15 protein-coding genes are annotated in these 15244 nt (G+C 69.1%); 1 reads left to right on the forward strand and 14 read right to left on the reverse strand.

Annotated elements, in window-relative coordinates:
* Position 1: 1 nt before the first annotated feature.
* The 6 genes from hemB to ON38_RS22720 form a co-directional block, all read right to left on the reverse strand.
* Positions 2-979 (reverse strand): porphobilinogen synthase, encoded by a 978-nt coding sequence (hemB, locus tag ON38_RS22695; protein ID WP_039826941.1) that lies wholly within the window; start codon positions 977-979, stop codon positions 2-4.
* Positions 980-1039: 60 nt separating this feature from the next.
* Entirely contained in the window at positions 1040-2602 is a 1563-nt protein-coding gene (locus tag ON38_RS22700) for a bifunctional uroporphyrinogen-III C-methyltransferase/uroporphyrinogen-III synthase (protein ID WP_039826942.1), read from the reverse strand.
* On the reverse strand, positions 2599-3741 hold the full coding sequence (gene hemC, locus ON38_RS22705) for a hydroxymethylbilane synthase (protein WP_039826943.1): 1143 nt from the start codon (positions 3739-3741) through the stop codon (positions 2599-2601). The genes ON38_RS22700 and hemC overlap by 4 nt, the downstream gene beginning before the upstream one ends.
* Positions 3738-5165, reverse strand: a complete 1428-nt coding sequence (locus ON38_RS22710) for a glutamyl-tRNA reductase (RefSeq protein WP_039826944.1) — start codon at positions 5163-5165, stop codon at positions 3738-3740. The genes hemC and ON38_RS22710 overlap by 4 nt, the downstream gene beginning before the upstream one ends.
* Positions 5162-6133 carry a redox-sensing transcriptional repressor Rex gene (locus tag ON38_RS22715; RefSeq protein ID WP_039826945.1) on the reverse strand — a complete coding sequence of 324 codons (972 nt, stop codon included), beginning with the start codon at positions 6131-6133 and terminating at the stop codon, positions 5162-5164. Before ON38_RS22715 ends, ON38_RS22710 begins: the two co-directional genes overlap by 4 nt.
* A 248-nt stretch (positions 6134-6381) precedes the next feature.
* Positions 6382-6645, reverse strand: a complete 264-nt coding sequence (locus tag ON38_RS22720) for a glutaredoxin family protein (protein ID WP_039826946.1) — start codon at positions 6643-6645, stop codon at positions 6382-6384.
* Positions 6646-6819: 174 nt separating this feature from the next.
* Here ON38_RS22720 and ON38_RS22725 point away from each other — a divergent pair, with 174 nt between their 5' ends.
* A complete protein-coding gene (locus ON38_RS22725) occupies positions 6820-7842 on the forward strand; it encodes an HAD family hydrolase (protein ID WP_373281241.1) in 1023 nt (340 codons plus the stop codon).
* 65 nt (positions 7843-7907) lie between these two features.
* Here ON38_RS22725 and ON38_RS22730 read toward each other — a convergent pair whose 3' ends face one another.
* The 8 genes from ON38_RS22730 to ON38_RS34290 all read right to left on the reverse strand — a co-directional run.
* The gene (locus ON38_RS22730; protein WP_039826947.1) at positions 7908-8921 is read right to left on the reverse strand and encodes a lysophospholipid acyltransferase family protein; all 1014 of its coding nucleotides are present in this window, start codon (positions 8919-8921) and stop codon (positions 7908-7910) included.
* Complete coding sequence (locus ON38_RS22735; RefSeq protein ID WP_051165076.1) at positions 8918-9991, reverse strand: NAD-dependent epimerase/dehydratase family protein; 1074 nt, start codon at positions 9989-9991, stop codon at positions 8918-8920. The genes ON38_RS22730 and ON38_RS22735 overlap by 4 nt, the downstream gene beginning before the upstream one ends.
* A gap of 187 nt (positions 9992-10178) precedes the next feature.
* Positions 10179-10280: a 30S ribosomal protein bS22 gene (locus ON38_RS35075; RefSeq protein ID WP_003402602.1), complete on the reverse strand. Its 102-nt coding sequence runs from the start codon at positions 10278-10280 to the stop codon at positions 10179-10181.
* A gap of 201 nt (positions 10281-10481) precedes the next feature.
* The gene (locus ON38_RS22740; protein ID WP_030525584.1) at positions 10482-10730 is read right to left on the reverse strand and encodes a helix-turn-helix domain-containing protein; all 249 of its coding nucleotides are present in this window, start codon (positions 10728-10730) and stop codon (positions 10482-10484) included.
* A 145-nt stretch (positions 10731-10875) separates the two neighbouring features.
* Positions 10876-11694, reverse strand: a complete 819-nt coding sequence (gene proC, locus ON38_RS22745; protein WP_039826948.1) for a pyrroline-5-carboxylate reductase — start codon at positions 11692-11694, stop codon at positions 10876-10878.
* A gap of 122 nt (positions 11695-11816) precedes the next feature.
* Complete coding sequence (locus tag ON38_RS22750; RefSeq protein WP_051165067.1) at positions 11817-12719, reverse strand: thioesterase family protein; 903 nt, start codon at positions 12717-12719, stop codon at positions 11817-11819.
* Positions 12720-13279: 560 nt separating this feature from the next.
* Complete coding sequence (locus ON38_RS22755) at positions 13280-14200, reverse strand: sugar phosphate isomerase/epimerase family protein (protein ID WP_051165068.1); 921 nt, start codon at positions 14198-14200, stop codon at positions 13280-13282.
* A gap of 11 nt (positions 14201-14211) precedes the next feature.
* A partial coding sequence (locus ON38_RS34290) for an Rv0497 family membrane protein (protein ID WP_157181845.1) occupies positions 14212-15244 on the reverse strand: 1033 nt, incomplete at its 5' end.

Here is a 15244-nt window from a genome sequence, read left to right on the forward strand (position 1 = left end):
GTCATGACAGCCAGAGCGCCGCCTCCGTCGCCCAATAGGTGAGCACGATATCGGCGCCCGCACGTCGGATACCGGTCAGCGATTCCAGCACGGCGGCCCGGCGATCGATCCATCCGCGTTCGGCCGCCGCCGTGATCATCGAGTACTCCCCGGAAATCTGGTAGGCCGCAACGGGAACCGGTGCGCGATCGGCCACCTCGCGCAGAATGTCCAGATACGACATGGCCGGTTTCACCATGACGATATCGGCGCCCTGCTCCAAGTCCAGCTCGAGCTCCCGGATCGACTCCCGGCGGTTGGCCGCGTCCTGCTGATAGGTCCGGCGGTCGCCCTGCAGGGACGACGCCACCGCCTCCCGGAAGGGACCGTAGAACGCCGACGCGTACTTGGCGGCATAGGCGAGAATCGCGGTATCGATGCGGCCCGCCTCGTCCAGCCCGTCGCGGATCGCACCGACCTGACCGTCCATCATCCCGCTGGTGCCGAGCAGATCGGCGCCCGCCTCGGCCTGCGCCAGCGCCATCTCCACATACCGCCGCACCGTGGTGTCGTTGTCGACCGCACCCGAGGCGTCCAGCACACCGCAATGGCCGTGATCGGTGAACTCGTCGAGGCAGGTATCGGCCATGACCACGGTGGAACCCCCCACCTCTGCGGCCAGCGCCCGCAACCCCCGGTTCAGAATGCCCTCCGGGTCGGTCGCGCCGCTCCCCACCGGATCCTTGTCCTCCGGCTTCGGCACCCCGAACAGCATCAGCCCGCCCACCCCGGCCGCGACCGCCTCGGCGGCGGCCTTGCGCAGGGAATCCAGCGAATGCTGGAACACCCCGGGCATCGAACCGATCTCCCGGGGCTCGGACAACCCATCCGCTACGAACATCGGCAACACCAGGTGCCGCGGCTCCAGACTGGTCTCCGCCACCAGCCGCCGCAACGCCGGCGTACGCCGCAGCCGCCGCGGACGCTCGATACCGCTCATGGGTTGAAGTCTAGGGGTGCCGGTGCGGGCGGGTTCGGCGCCCCTGACCGGGGCCACCGGTCAGCGGCTGCGCCGGCTCTTCTTGCGCGGGGGCGGGAGGAGCCCTTCGGCCCGCAGCCGCGCCGCGTGTTCGGCGAGAGCTTCCACCAGCGGGCCCACCTGCGCGACCTCCGGCTGCACATCGACGCGCAGGCCGAACTCCACCGCGGTCTCGGCGGTTTTCGGGCCGATGCAGGCCACAATGGTCCGGGCGTGCGGCTTTCCGGCGATACCGACGAGATTGCGGACCGTGGAGCTCGAGGTGAACAGCACCGCGTCGAAACCGCCGGTCTTGATCATCTCGCGGGTTTCCGCGGGCGGCGGGGAGGCCCGCACCGTGCGGTAGGCCGTCACATCGTCGATTTCCCAGCCGCGTTCGCGCAGTCCTTCGGCCAGGGTCTCGGTGGCGATATCCGCGCGCGGCAGCAGGACCCGGTTCACCGGATCGAAGACGTCGTCGTAGGGCGGGAAGTCGGCGAGCAGGCCGAGGGAGGACTGTTCCCCGCTGGGCAGCAGTTCCGGGTTGATACCGAACGAGCGCACCTTCTCCGCGGTGGCCTCGCCGACGCAGGCGATCTTCACGCCCGAGAACGCGCGGGCGTCGAGACCGAATTCGGCGAATTTCTCCCAGACCGCGCGGACGGCGTTGGTGGAGGTGAAGACCACCCACTGGTAGCGGCCGTCCACCAGGCCCTTGACCGCGCGTTCCATCTGAGCGGGGCTGCGCGGCGGTTCCACCGCGATGGTGGGGACTTCCTTGGGGATGGCGCCGTGGGTGACCAGCCGTTCGCTCATCTCGCCGGCCTGGTCCTTGGTCCGCGGTACGAGCACGGTCCAGCCGTACAGCGCGCGCGACTCCCACCACGACATCTTCGACCGCTGCGCGACCGCCTTGCCGATGGTGACCACCAGCGGGCCGACCAGTTCGGAGGCGGCGCTGTTCAGGGTGGCCAGGGTGGCTTCGATGGTGCGCTGCTGGCGGGTGGTGCCGCGGACGGTCACCGCGACCGGGGTCTGCGGGGCCATGCCGTGTTCGACCAGGGCGCTCGCGGTTTCGGCCAGATGGCCGGAGGTGGCGTGCAACACAAGCGGTCCGGGCGCGGCGGCCAGGGCGGGCCAATCCACTTCGCCGCGCACATCGGCCTCGGTGTGGCCGGAGCCCAGGGCGATTCCGGCGTAGCTGGGCACCGCCGAGCCCGACGGCAGCCCGGGCAGCACCTCGAAGACGATATGCGAGCGGGTAACGGTGGTGACCTCGGCGATCACCGCGTCGGTGGTGAGCGGGTCACCGGAAACCACCCGCACCACGTCGTGGCCGGCTTTGGCCTCGGCGATCAGCGTTTTGGCGACCTCGGCGGGTTCACCGAGGGCGGGCCGGACATCGACCGAGCGTTCCCCGTCGGGTTCCGGTTCGACCTCGGTGCCGATCAGGGCGAGTACCCCGGCGTCCACATCGGGATCGGTGAACGCGAGGGTGGCCCGGCACAGCACTTCGCGCGATCGGGTGGTCAGCAATGCCGGGTCCCCCGGGCCCGACCCGACGAACAGGATCCGCCCCGGATGCTTCTTGCTGGCTCGACTCATCGGTTGTTCTCCATTGGACTGGGTTCGGTGAAGTCCGTGGCGGTGCTCGTTCCCGCGGCAGCGGTGCTCGATTGCGCTGCGGCGGTGCTCGTTCCCGCGGGGGTGGTGTTGTTCCCGGCTCTCGCGAGATCCGGTTCCGCAGTGCCGGATCCGGCGGCGAGTAGCTCGCCGGCACCCAGCTCCAGCAGTTCGCGGGCCAGTGCGCGACCGAGTTCGGCGGCCTCGGCCGGTGCACCCACCGTCGAGGCCCGTATCACATCGGAACCGTCGAGCGCGGCGGCACAGCCACGCAGCGAGAGTTCCTCCACGATGCGCCCGTCGTCGTCCAGAGATTCGACGATTTCGGCGATCGCTCCGACGGGCGCGGTGCAGCCCGCCTCGAGTTCGGCGAGCAGCGCTCGTTCCGCGGTGACGGCCGTTCTGGTGGCGGCGTCGTCGAGGACGGCGAGCAGGTCGATCAGGTCTGTGTCGTCGGCACGGCATTCCACCGCCAACGCGCCTTGCGCGGGCGCCGGCAGCATCTGCACGGGTTCCAGCGCCTCGGTGACGGCGTCCAGCCGGCCGATCCGGGCCAGTCCGGCGCGGGCGACCACGACAGCGTCGAATTCACCTTGGGCGACCTGACGTAGCCGGGTGTCGAGATTGCCGCGCAGCGGCCGGATCTCCAGACCCAGGCCCAGGGCCAGCAGTTGCGCCACCCGGCGCGGCGCGGAGGTGCCGACCACCGCGCCCGGCGGTAGCTCACCCAGCACCAGACCGTCGCGGGCGACGAGTGCGTCGCGCGGATCCTGGCGCGGCGGCACCGCGGCGAGCGCGAAACGGTCGTCGCCGGCGGTGGGCAGGTCCTTGTACGAGTGCACCGCGATATCGATGGTCGCGGCGGCGAGTTCGGCGCGCAGCGCACTGGTGAACACGCCGACCCCGATCTCCTGGACCGGATCGGCGGACAGATCGCCCGGTGTCTCCACGATCACCAGTTCCGCCGGCTGCCCGGCCGCGGTCAGCGCGTCCCGTACATCTCCGGCCTGGGTCCGCGCGAGCAGACTGCCGCGGGTGCCGATCCGCCACGGGCGCCGGGCCGCTCCGGGCCCCCCGGCGCCCGCGCCGGAGGCCGCGTCCGAGCCCTGCAGGATTGTCATGTCGACTGCTCCTGTTCCTCGTCGTGGCCGGCGGGTGTGAAATCGTCGGCCAGGGCTACTTCGCCATCCAGGCCCATCCAGCCGGCACCGTTGTGTTCGGCTCGGCTGATCTCCATGGGCGCCGCGACCGCCTGGGCCGATCCGGGGGTCAGTTCGAACAGTTCGCGCAGCGCCTCGGCGTAGCTGTCGCCGCCGGGGGTGCTGGCCAGCTGTTTGACCCGCACCGTCGGAGCGTGCAGCAGTTTGTCCACCACCCGCCGCACGGTGCGTGCCACCTCGTCGCGTTCGGGATCGGCCAGCCGCGGCAGCCGCGAATCCAGTCGCAGCAGTTCGGCCTCCACCACCTCGGCGGCGCGCTGACGCAGCGCGGCGACAGTCGGCGTGACCTCGGCCATACGCTGTCCGGCCAGGTACTTGGCCAGTTCCTCGGCGACGATGGCGCGGGCGGCGGCGGTATCGCCGGCCGCGGCCCCGGCGGCCGGATCGTGCTGCAGGGTCTCGATATCGATCACCGTCACACCGGGCAGCCCCGCCACCGCGTGCTCCACATCACGGGGTAGGCCCAGATCGCAGAACACCATCGGACGGCCCGGGCGGCGCTCGGGAGCCGACAGCGCGTTGTGCGCGTCGGCCAGGGTGATCACCGACCCCACCGCGCCGGTGCACGTGACCACCACATCGGCCACCGACAATGCGTCGGCGAGCCGGGAAAGTTCGTAGGCCTGCGCCGCCACGCCGTGCGATTCCGCGGTCGCGGCGAGCCGCTGCGCACGTTCGGGGGTGCGGTTGACCACCAGGATCCGCCCGACCCCGGCGCGGGCAAGATGCGCGACCGACAGGCCGCCCATGGCGCCGGCGCCGATCACCGCGGCCGTACGGCCGGTCAGCGGTCCCAGGACCGTGGTCGCCCGATCCAGGGCCACCGACACCACCGAGGCGCCGGCCCGGTCGATGCCGGTTTCCGAATGCACCCGTTTACCGACGCGCAGCGCCTGCTGGGAGAGTTCGTGCAGCGTCCGGCCGACGGCCTGCTGCGCGTCGGCGGTGGTGTAGGCGCTACGGATCTGGCTGAGCACCTGCTGTTCGCCGACCACCATCGAATCCAGCCCGCTGGCCACCGCGAACAGATGCTCGGCGGCGGCCTCGCTGTAGCGCACGTAGGCGTGCCGGGTCAGTTCCGGCATCGGCAGTCCGGAATGGGCCGTCAGCAGTTCGCCGACGTCGGCGAGTCCACCGTGGAACGCGTCGACCACCGCGTAGATCTCCACCCGGTTGCAGGTGGAGACGATCATGGCTTCGGAGATATGGCTGGAGGCCAGCATGCGGTCGATCAGCTTGGGCCGATCGGCATCGGTGATCGCCACCTTCTCCAACATCGCCACGGGTGCGCTGCGATGGGAGATCCCGACGAGAAGAACGCTCATGGTGTGACCACCGATCCCTTGCTGGTTGGCTCCGTTGCCGTATGCGAGGTCGTCTGGGCGGCCTGCGCCGCGCAATGGGACAGCCCGGCGGAGCCCGGCGTCGAATGCGCGGGCATCCGGCGAGCGATCCGGCCGGAGCCGTTCAGTGGATGAGCGGCCGGTACGGCACTACCGTTTCCAACGCCGCCCGCGGTGGGATCGTTTGCCGATTCGGACGCGTTCTCCGCCACATCCGCGGTGCTCACGCCGTCGCCCCGGCCGGTGGCAGGCTCCTCCGGGTCGGCATTGCGGACCCGCTCGAACGAGAGCATCTGCATCTCCACGGCGAGATCCACCCGGCGTAACTCGACGCCCGGCGGTGCGGTCAGCGGGCACAGCGCGAAACTCAGGATGGACTGCACCCCGGCGGCCACCAGCTCGTCGCACACCTGCTGGGCGGCGTCGTCGGGCACCGCGATCACCGCGATGGTCGGGCGCAGTACCGCGATACCGTCGGTGAGCTCGGCCGCGTCGCGTACCCGCAGGCCCTCGACCTCACGGCCGATCACCTCGGGGTCGTTGTCGAAGACCCCGACCACCGCGAAGCCGCGGCGCCGGAACCCGCGGTAGCCGACCAGCGCGCGCCCGAGATTGCCGGCGCCGACCAGCACCACCCGGTGCCCACCGGACAGCCCGAGCACATCTTCGATCCGGGCCCGCAGCCGCGCCACGTCGTAGCCCACACCGCGGACCCCGTTGGGGCCCAGGAACGACAGGTCCTTGCGCAATTTGGCGGAATTGACACCCGCCGCGACAGCCAGTTCCTCACTGGATACGATGGCCACACCGTCATCGGTCAGCAGGGCGAGCACCCGGAGGTAGGTGGCCAGCCGCGCCACCGTAGCCTGGGGAATACCCTTCTGCAGTGTGCGGGTGGTGACGTTGGGAGCATCGCCGGAGACGTCGCGCGTCTCATGGTGCTCTGTCACGTCCTGGCTCCTCGTCCGGGCCGAAACGTCCCGGGTGCTCGGCGACCTCCGTTGCGGTCCATGCGCCGATGACGGGGTCGGATATGGGTTGATTCACCTGCTACCGGCGGCCGGATACTCGCCCCGGCCTGCGGTTCGCGTGCCCCCACCGTAACTGCTTGTGAACCCATGCACAAAGTCGGTGAAATTCGCCTCATTTTGTGTCGCGAGCCGACCTTGTACGATCCTCGGCCGAAATTCGGCCACGGTCAACGATTCAGATCGGCCCGCAACCGGTTCTCGTCCACATCGAAATAGCTGTGTTCCCGGCCGTCGAGCAGCACCACCGGCAGCCGGTCACCGTATTCGGCACGCAGTCCGGGGTCGGTGCCGGCGACCGCGTCCACATCGACGCTGCCGACCTCGATACCGAATTCCGCGCAGATCGCCCGCAGCTGTTCCAGGGCCCGCTCGCACATCCCGCACCCCGCGCGGGTCAGCAGGGTCACCTCATGCGTCGTGGAGTTCGTCATGACCGTTATTCAACCCGCCCACCGGCCGGACGCGGCGGGCTGCGGTGCGTCCGGGCCGGCATCCGGTCGGGCGTACCTCGACATTCGGTCCGGCCGTGCACGGCCTGTGGATGGGCTCCGCCCGGCGGTACCCATTAGTGTGGACGTGATTCGCGCGAACAGGCGGAGGTACTGGTGCCGGAACGATCGAAGGTGGGGAAATCCGGATTCATCGCGGGCCGGTTCGGGGAACTTCCGGTCCGATGGAATCTGGGCCCGCTCGGACAGGGCCTGTCCGAGCAGCTGGCGCGCATTTCGCGCAGCCCGTTCGGACCCAGCGAAGAGGAGGTCCGCGCGAATGTCGCCGGTGAGGCCAGCGCGGACGCCGCGCTGGCCCTGCAGGACGCCGAACGGGCGGCCGTCGGCGCCCCGCCGGAGATCCCGCGTGACCTCACCGCGGCGGCTTTTTTCGACGTGGACAACACCATGGTGCAGGGCGCCTCGATCGTGCATTTCGCCCGAGGTCTGGCCGCCCGCAAATATTTTCGCAGCGCCGACCTGGTCGATATCGCGTGGAAGCAGGTGAAGTTCCGGATCACCGGCAAAGAGAGCAGCACCGATATGGCCACCGGCAAAGAGAAGGCGCTGGAATTCATCGCCGGCCGGTCCACCGCCGAACTCGCCGCGCTCGGCGAGGAAATCTACGACGAGATCATCGCCGACAAGATCTGGCCCGGCACCCGCGCGCTGGCGCAGATGCATCTCGACGCCGGCCAGCAGGTGTGGCTGGTGACCGCCACCCCCGTCGAACTCGCGCAGGTGATCGCCAAACGCCTCGGCCTGACCGGGGCCCTGGGCACCGTGGCCGAGAGCGTCGACGGGCAATTCACCGGTCGCCTGGTCGGCGATATCCTGCACGGCCTCGGTAAAGCGCATGCCGTCCGCGCCCTGGCCATCCGCGAGGGTCTCAACCTCAAACGCTGCACCGCCTACTCCGACAGCCACAACGATGTGCCCATGCTGTCGCTCACCGGCACCGCGGTCGCGATCAATCCGGATTCCGACCTCCGCGAAGTCGCCAAGGCCCGTGGCTGGGAGATCCGCGATTTCCGCACCGGCCGCAAAGCCGCCAAGATCGGCGTGCCCACGGCCCTGGCCCTGGGCGCCGCGGGCGGAGCGGTAGCCGCCGCGGTGACCCGCCGCAAAGGCGCCCACTGACAGCTCCCCCACACCGCGGCGCCCCGGGCCGACCACGATGCGGAGAAGCCGCCCCGACCGTCAACTCATCCCATAAAAGCGTTGCGGCGTCTGACCAGAAGCTTGTAGAGGGTCTGCTGGATCGTCTCGCGGACCTGATCGGTGACCTCGAACATGAGCATCGGATCGTCGGCGTCCTCGGCCTGATACTCGGCGGTGCTGATCGGGGTACCGAACTCGATGTACCACTTCGAGGGCAGCGGGACCGCGCCCAGCGGGCCGAGATGCGGGAACGTGGGGGTCACCGGGAAGTAGGGCAGGCCCAGGAGCCGGGCCAGCGGCTTGATATCGGCGATCTTCGGGTAGATCTCCTCGGAGCCCACGATCGAGCACGGGATGATCGGTACTCCGGCGCGCACCGCCGCGGCGACGAAGCCGCCGCGGCCGAATCGCTGCAGTTTGTACCGATCGGCGTACTTCTTGCCCACGCCCTTGAAACCCTCGGGGAACACACCGGTGAGTTCGCCCGCGCTCAGCAGCCGTTCGGCGTCGGGGCGGCAGGCCAGCGTGTGACCGGCTTTACGGGCCAGGGTGCCCAGCATCGGCATCTCGAAGACCAGATCGGCGGCCAGCAGGCGCAGCGCGCGCTGCTTGGCGTGATGATCGTGAACCGCGAGTTGCAGCATGAGTCCGTCGAGCGGGACCGTACCGGCGTGGTTGGCCACGATCAGGGCACCGCCGACCTCGGGGACGTTCTCCATCCCGCTGGTCTGGACCCGGAACCAGTTGTCGGCCAGCGGGCGCAGGGCCGGCAGCAGAACCGATTCGAGCAGATGCTCGTCGAACCCGAATTCGTCGACCTGGTAATCGCCGGTGAGCCGGCGCCGGGCGAATTCGGCGGTGCGCCCGATCTGCCTGCCGAGGGCGTCGCGCATCAGCTCGGGCAGCGAGCGCGGGGCGGTGGGGGTGGGCGGGGTGAGACGGTCGGTCAGCGAGGTCACCGACCGGTCGGCAGGACCGGTCCAGGTACGTGTCGCGGGCCGTGGCCGCGGCACGGTTGCGAGGTCCTGCAGTCTGATGACTTTGGCGACGTCGTTCATGTATGTGCTCCCGTACCGGCCTTGATGAGGCCGAGCAGTTTGTTTTCTGCGGCGTCGATCCACGCTGGATCGACCACGGGCCGCGACGCTGCGCCCCCGGTGAAGTCGTCGAACGCCTGTACCGTCGTCCAGCGCGGCTCGAACCCGAGTTCGCCGCGCATACGCGTCGTGTCCAGACCACAACCGAAAAGAAAGTAATCGAGCTGTTCGGAACTGAAATCACGCATCACCGGACTCATGAAGGTCCGGCCGACGGTGCGGAACACCGACCAGGGTACCGGCATTGCGACCCGTCCGGAACGACGGACCGCCTGGGAAAGTGCGAGGACGCCGTCACCGGCCACATTGAAGGTGCCGCCCGGGCCGTGCCGGACGGCGTGAACCAAGGCCGCGACCGCGTCTTCCTCGTGCAGGAACTGCATACGCGCGTCCCGGCCGAGCACGGTCGGGGTGATCGGGGAACGCAGCAACTGCCCCGCCCGGGCGCCCAGGCCGGGTCCGACCATGGGTGCCAGGCGCAGGGTCAGCACGGTGATATCGGGACGACGCCGGGCCAGACCGCGGGCGAAGCCCTCGATCTCGATCATGTCCCGGGCGAACCAGCCCGACGGTGGCCTGCGGGCGCTCATCTCCTCCGTGAACTGCGCGGGATCCTTGGCACTGCCCCCGTATACCCCGGAACTGGAACGTGACACCACCCGGCGCACGGTCGGCGATTTCTGGCAGACGGCGAACAGCTGCATCGCGCCGAGGACGTTCATATCCTTCATCGCGGCCCGCCCACCGCCGGAAGGCGGCTGGGACAGTACCGCGGTATGCACCACGGTATCGACCTGGTAGCGCTCGAAAACCTTGCGGATCAGTGGGTTCCGGATATCGGCACGCACGAATTCGGCGCGCCCCATCCGTCGGCGCAGCGGCGGCGCGGGGGTGAGTACGTCGACCGCGACGACGCGCTCGATCTCGGGGTCGGACACGAGCCGGCACACGACATTGCCGCCGAAGAACCGACTGGCGCCGGTCACCAGTACGACCTTGGGCTTGTAGCTGCCGTTCGCTTCAGTGTCCACCTGCACCGGACCGTTCCACCTCGAGCATCGAGCCCCCGCTCAATAGTTCCGATTACCAGCCTAACGACCGGCGCAGTCACCACCGGCCTCTTAACGGGGACCTAACCCCGATTTCAGTTGATGGAAACGCGACGAAACCCGCTACCGAATGGTAGCGGGTTCCGCCGATGACGTTGCGCGGTTGCGCTTACTTGCCGAGTTTGCGCCGCTGCACGCGGGTACGACGAAGCAGCTTCCGGTGCTTCTTCTTCGACATGCGCTTGCGGCGCTTCTTGATCACAGAACCCATAGGGTGTCCTCGCGTTCTCTCCTCGGCGCGTCTCGCGCTCGCTTACGTCAACTGTCCGGTCGTATGCCCGGTTGCTCGCGGCTGAATCTCAGCCCTGGAGGCGGCGGTCCCGCGCCTCCACGACAGGGAGGCAGCGCGCCGCCGATCCAACACAGCGAGGGTTGATGTTACCGGCCCGCTCCCGCGGGCCGGTAACCGCCTTCACCCGGCATCGAAATAGGACGTTTCCAGATAATCGTGCACCGCCTTGGCATGCACCCGGAACGATCTACCGACACGAACCGCCGGTAGCTCTCCCGAGTGCACCAGCCGGTACACCGTCATCTTGGAAACTCTCATCAAATTCGCCACCTCGGCGACGGTGAGGAATTGCGTACCACCACCGAGTATTGATTGTCCTGGCGACGAACCACCGCCGCTGTTAGCGGACATCTTGTTCGAAGACATCATCGCACCACTGACCTCCGGCACGTCCGCGCCGCCGGCTTCCCCACCAGCGGAACAGACACGCACGTGCTCCTTGAAGCTTAGCGGGACCAGTGGGATTACTGCGACGGGAGTGAGAAATCAGGTTCATACGCTGGGGGTCAGGAGGTCATTCGGTGGACGCGCCCTGTTCGGCGGAACGCTGTTTGGCCGCGTGCAGCGCCTCCAGGAACGCCGAGCGCAGACCCGCGCGCTCGAGTTCGCGCACCGCCGCCGCGGTGGTCCCGGCCGGAGAAGTGACCGCCGCGCGCAGATCGACCGCGCTCTGCCCCGACTCCGCGAGCATGGCCGCCGACCCGAGCATCGTCTGGGTGACCAGCTGAGCCGCGATATCGCGGGTCAGGCCCAGCCCGACACCCGCCTCGACCATCGCCTCCACGACCAGGAAGAAATAAGCCGGTCCGGAACCCGATACCGCGGTCACCGCGTCCATCTGCGATTCGGGGACCACGCACACCTGTCCCACCGAACTCAGCAGCTCGGTGACCAGCTCCAGCTGCTCGGCCTTGGCGTAGCGACCGCCGGCCAGCACGCTCATCCCCTCGCCGACCAGCATGGGAGTGTTCGGCATGACGCGTACCACGGGGAAACCCGCGGGTAGTTTGGCCTCCAGCCGCACCGTGGGGACTCCGGCCGCCAGCGACACCAGGACCTGATCGCGGTCGCCGCCCAGGTCGGCTTTGCCGAGTTCGGTGAGCACGGCGTCCACATCGCCCGGTTTCACCGCGACCACCAGCAGATCGGCACCCACCGCGGCATCGTCGACCGCGTCGGTCACCCGCACCCCGAACCGGTCCGCGAGCAGTTCGGCCCGGTCGGTGTGCGTTTCGACCACCACCAAATCCTTGACGGCCCGTCCGGCCTCCAGCAGGCCGGCAATGAGGGCCTCCCCGATCCGGCCGCCACCGATCACCGCAATTCGTGTCATGGGCGCCATTGTTCTTGGCACACTCTCGGCAGCGAGGCCCGGGGGCCCCATAGTCCCGGCAACCGGAGCACACCGGCCCGCGACCTGCCATACGGACCCCGTCCTCAGGCCGCCGGAGTGCGTCAGCGCTTCGGCGAAGGGAGCAGGGCCAGCTGGCGGCTCTGGGCGACCAGGGCGCCGGTCGAGTCGACCACGATCTGATCGGAATCGAATATCCCGCCGCCGACCTCGTGGGTGGTGGCGATGATGCGCAACCAGCCCGGCGCGGGCCGGCGGCGGAGATAGGTCGTCATCTGAACGGTCGGGGACCAACCGAAATAACCGAGATTTGTGGGAACCGGCGGGCACATATCGGCCGCCATCATCGCGATATAGGACGCGATCTCCGGATCGGCCTGATCGGCCGGACGCGGGCGCAGCCACATTCGCAACCGGGGCTCACCGTGGGCGTTGTCGATGAACCGCGCCCACTCCCGGTCGAGGAAGGCATCCATCCCCCGGGCCACGTGCACGATTCGGCCCATCGACGAACCTGCCTCGTAGCCGATGGCGTCGGCGGTCGGTTCCACCGGCAGATCGGTGTGCTCGGGAGCATAGAGGGGCGGCCGCTCCGGGCCCTCCAGGTGACCGAAGGTGAACGCGGTACGGACCAGCGGCCGGCCGCGCTGCACGAGCATCACGTCCACCAGGCAGATCTGGCGGCCCACCTTACGTATCGTCACGTCGTAGAGCACCTCGCCCGGCTCCGGGGCGCCGAGGAAATCGGTGCTTCCCGACAGTGGGGCCATGGTCGCGCGCTCCGGCTCCACGGTGCGCAGCCAGCGGCTCGCGGCCGCCGCCGAACCGGCGACCATGGTTCCGCCGTGCACCTTCGGGCCGATCGTCCAGATATCGTCGATGACGCCGCGGTAGCGCCCGTCGCCCGGTTCGTCGGCGGCGAGTTCGGTCAGGGAACACACTCGGCGAAACGGGGCGTCGGTGGACGCCACACCCAGCTCGGCGTTCAGTTCCGTCTCCGTCGTCATCGGTACTCCTTCTCCTCGGCCCGGTTACCGTTCCGCGGGTGCATACTGCCGGTCAATCTTGATACAGCGGGTTCGGCCGCGTACATCCGGACCGGTGGGGACGCGTGGGGTCGGCCGTCCGGAGCCCGGCGACCAGTGAGCACTCACAGCGCTGTGAACCTAGCCGGACCGGTCGAGATGCACATCCGTACACACCTGCGGCCCGCCTCGGATTGTCGGTTGCAACCCCCTGTCCGCTCCGAATGGTCTGCCCCGGTGGTCGGGGCCCGCCCCCGATTCTGGACCGACAAAGCGAAGGAGCGCAGCGACCGAGCGTGTGCCGGGTCCGTCCATAGATCGGCGGCCATTGAGCACCGACAGTGAGGTGAGTCTGCCAGGCCGGTCGAGGTGCGCGACAGCGTGCACCTTCTGTCTGCTCCGGATTGTCGACCTCCACGGTCGGGGCCCGCCCCCGATTCTGGAGCGACAGAGCGAAGGAGCGCAGCGACTGAGCGGCGGAGTGAAGAATCGGGGTCACAGGGCCCCGACCCGCGCGCCGGAGGCGCGCAAATAAACACAGCTCAACGGGTCTCGATCGGGTCGGGGTGGGAGCTGATCGCCGGGTTCAGGTGGGTCCGCGCGAAGGCGAGGGTGCGGTTCAGCATGTCCGCCCGGGCCGCGGTGGTGCGGGCGTCCTGGGTGTTGATCTCGGCCACGGCGTGGCCGGTGAACCCGTTGCGGACCAGCATGGCGCACACCGCCGCGCACGGCTGGGTGCCGGTGCCGGGGACCAGGTGCTCGTCGTGGGCGGCGCCGCGGCCGTCGGCCAGATGCAGATGGCTCAGGCCCCGGCCCATCCGTGTGACCAGGGCCGGCGCGTCGGTGCCGGCGGTGGCGGTATGCGACAGGTCGAGGGTGTAGTGCCGGAATCCGATATCGGTGGGGTCGTAGCCGGGGCTGAACGCGGTAAGCGAGAGACCGGGCCCGCCGCGCCGTTCCAGGCGCTGGATATCACGGGCTCGCCGGGCGAAGAGCCGGTCGGCCCGCATCGGGAACATGTTCTCGACCGCGACGGCCACCGAACTGCTCTCCTCGAGTTCGTTCACCTGGTCGGCGAAGCCTTCGGCATAGCGGCGTTGCCAGCGGAACGGGGGATGCACCACCACGGTGTCGGCACCCAGGGCCTCGGCCGTGCGCACACTGCGTTCCAATTTCGCCACCGGGTCGGCACCCCAGACACGCTGGGAGATGAGCAGGCAGGGCGCGTGCACCGCGAGTATCGGCACCGAGTATTTGCGCGCGTAACCCCGCACGGTGGTAATGCTCTGGCTGGCCGGTTCGGCCCAGACCATCAATTCGACACCGTCGTAACCCAGTTCGGCCGCGTAGCGGAAGGCTGCCTCGGTGTTCTGCGGATAGACCGAAGCTGTGGACAGCCCCACTTTGATGCCGTTGCGCTGCCCGTCGTCCCGCGGGCCGGCCGCGGGAGAATTGCGTGCCATTGCTGCCTCGCTCAGCCCGTACTGAGTAGGAATGCCAGCGGACCCAGTGTGACGAACACACCGACGATCACAGCGATCACGGTACTGAACATATCGTCGCCGCGCCGCAGGATCCGCACCAGCGCGACGAGCCCCAGAATCACCACGACCGCCAGCGCGAGCGCGGCCAGCGGCTGGCCCGCCCACAGCATCTCGAAACCCTTGAACGCCAGCATCCCGGCGATCGCCGCACCCACGCTCTGCGCACCGAGCACGATCCACTGTTTACGTGGGTCCTCGGCGGTCTCGCGGTCGGTGGTGCGCGCTCCCGAGCCGAATCTGGCCTTGGTCGCGGCGAATTTGTCACCGGCCGCGCCGAATCTTCCGCTCAGCGCCGAACGGGCACGGCCGAGGCGGTTCTCGTCACCGGCGGCGTCCTCGGGGTCGTTGTAGTCGTCGGCGTCCGCGTCGAATTCCGGTTCGAATTCGCCCGTTTCGTATCGCTCGCCCGAGGTGTCGGGTCCGGAACGCGGCCGCATGGGGCCGTGTACATCGGTGGCGAAGATATCCGTCTTCGCAAAGCCCGGATCCGGACCGAACCGGGGATCCGGACCGTAATCCTGATCGGGGGCATAACCCGGGTCGGGGGCGAAGCCCTGATCGGCGCCGAAGTGCTGACCGGGACCGAAACCCTGGTCCGCCCCGAAATCCGGAGCGGGCGGCGGTGGCATCGGCCCCGCCGGACGGCGGACACCCGGGCCACCGAAATCGGGAACATCGTGCGGCGGTGTCTCCAGGCCTTGCAGTCCGGCGCGCAACCGCATGCCCTGATCGGCCGGGGACCATACGGCGGTGGTCTGGTCCGCGTTCGGCTGGTCGGACGGGTCCGGAAAGGAAGCGGACTCCGGCAGTGGCCGCGCACCGCGGCGGCGGCGCTCGAGCTTGGGTCGCGGATCGTCGGCCGCCGGTTCGGGTGCCTGCCACACCTCGGTCGGCGGGGCGGCACCGGGCGGACCCAGCCGGGGCGGACCGTCGAAGCCTTGACCGGGCCAGGACGGACCGGCG

Source organism: Nocardia testacea NBRC 100365 (assembly GCF_000308775.1).
Lineage (GTDB): Bacteria > Actinomycetota > Actinomycetes > Mycobacteriales > Mycobacteriaceae > Nocardia > Nocardia testacea.

What these genes read in the sequence shown, in the direction of transcription:
- proC (WP_039826948.1), bottom strand. Translation starts at nt 11,694, where the DNA reads ATGACACGAATTGCGGTGATCGGTGGCGGCCGGATCGGGGAGGCCCTC.
- ON38_RS22710 (WP_039826944.1), bottom strand. Translation starts at nt 5,165, where the DNA reads ATGAGCGTTCTTCTCGTCGGGATCTCCCATCGCAGCGCACCCGTGGCG.
- hemB (WP_039826941.1), bottom strand. Translation starts at nt 979, where the DNA reads ATGAGCGGTATCGAGCGTCCGCGGCGGCTGCGGCGTACGCCGGCGTTG.
- hemC (WP_039826943.1), bottom strand. Translation starts at nt 3,741, where the DNA reads ATGACAATCCTGCAGGGCTCGGACGCGGCCTCCGGCGCGGGCGCCGGG.
- ON38_RS35075 (WP_003402602.1), bottom strand. Translation starts at nt 10,280, where the DNA reads ATGGGTTCTGTGATCAAGAAGCGCCGCAAGCGCATGTCGAAGAAGAAG.
- ON38_RS22700 (WP_039826942.1), bottom strand. Translation starts at nt 2,602, where the DNA reads ATGAGTCGAGCCAGCAAGAAGCATCCGGGGCGGATCCTGTTCGTCGGG.
- ON38_RS22730 (WP_039826947.1), bottom strand. Translation starts at nt 8,921, where the DNA reads ATGAACGACGTCGCCAAAGTCATCAGACTGCAGGACCTCGCAACCGTG.
- ON38_RS22740 (WP_030525584.1), bottom strand. Translation starts at nt 10,730, where the DNA reads ATGATGTCTTCGAACAAGATGTCCGCTAACAGCGGCGGTGGTTCGTCG.
- ON38_RS22755 (WP_051165068.1), bottom strand. Translation starts at nt 14,200, where the DNA reads ATGGCACGCAATTCTCCCGCGGCCGGCCCGCGGGACGACGGGCAGCGC.
- ON38_RS22720 (WP_039826946.1), bottom strand. Translation starts at nt 6,645, where the DNA reads ATGACGAACTCCACGACGCATGAGGTGACCCTGCTGACCCGCGCGGGG.
- ON38_RS22750 (WP_051165067.1), bottom strand. Translation starts at nt 12,719, where the DNA reads ATGACGACGGAGACGGAACTGAACGCCGAGCTGGGTGTGGCGTCCACC.